A 1,000-nucleotide genomic window follows, 5' to 3' on the forward strand; every position below is an offset into this window, starting at 1 on the left:
ACCTCTTCGCCTAATATCTTCTTTTATCACTCCATGTGAGACGTCCCACAACCCCAAGGAGCAAGCTCCTTGGTTTGGGCTAATCCGCGTTCGCTCGCCGCTACTGACGGAATCACTGTTGTTTTCTCTTCCTCAGGGTACTTAGATGTTTCAGTTCCCCTGGTGTGCCTCCATCAACCTATGTATTCAGTTGAAGGTAACTGGGCATTACCCCAGCTGGGTTTCCCCATTCGGAAATCTCCGGATCAAAGCTCACTTACAGCTCCCCGAAGCATATCGCTGTTCGTCGCGTCCTTCTTCGGCTCCTGGCGCCTAGGCATCCTCCGTGCGCACTTATTAGCTTAACCTCAAACTCGCAAAGCGAGTTACTTCGGAAGCATTGCTGCTTCTTCCGCATTGACGACACTAGTAAGGCTAGAGATGTTTCATTCTTTCGCGCTTTGTTTCGCTATCCAGTTTTCAAGGTACAAACGAGCAACCGTAAGGTTGACTCGACCGTACACCGTAGCTATGTGTGCTTCGGGTGTACGAAAAGTTCGATGGTGGAGACTAGCGGGATCGAACCGCTGACCCCCTGCGTGCAAGGCAGGTGCTCTCCCAGCTGAGCTAAGTCCCCATGGGAAAATATTTGGTTGGCCTTAGTGGACTCGAACCACCGACCTCACCCTTATCAGGGGTGCGCTCTAACCAGCTGAGCTAAAGGCCATCGATATGGCTTATTCATTCAGCCCTATTATGGGCCTGCCTGGCAGCTTCCTACTCTTCCAGGACCCTGCGGTCCAAGTACCATCGGCGTTGGAGGGCTTAACGGTCGTGTTCGGGATGGGTACGCGTGGAACCCCTCCGCCATTACCACCAGACAGGTTGTGCATGTCGCCAAACGATGCACGGTATTGCTATAGAAAGGGACTTGCCCCTTCAAAACTGAACTCGAGCGTCATTTACGGTAACGCGCCACTCTGCTTTCGCAGCTGTGGACTTTTATAGCCCTTGCGGGCTC

General features: G+C 52.7%; 2 tRNA genes and 2 rRNA genes. All 4 read right to left on the reverse strand.

What is annotated here, in order from left to right:
* Positions 1-347: ribosomal RNA gene (locus tag ACFPQ4_RS07240) — 23S ribosomal RNA — on the reverse strand; the annotation flags it as partial.
* Positions 348-540: 193 nt separating this feature from the next.
* Positions 541-616: transfer RNA gene (locus ACFPQ4_RS07245), tRNA-Ala, on the reverse strand.
* A gap of 13 nt (positions 617-629) precedes the next feature.
* A tRNA-Ile gene (locus ACFPQ4_RS07250) sits at positions 630-706 on the reverse strand.
* Positions 707-743: 37 nt separating this feature from the next.
* A 5S ribosomal RNA gene (gene rrf / locus ACFPQ4_RS07255) occupies positions 744-860 on the reverse strand.
* Positions 861-1,000 lie beyond the last annotated feature (140 nt).

The organism is Cohnella yongneupensis, assembly GCF_042655785.1.
In the GTDB taxonomy this organism is placed as follows: domain Bacteria; phylum Bacillota; class Bacilli; order Paenibacillales; family Paenibacillaceae; genus Cohnella; species Cohnella yongneupensis.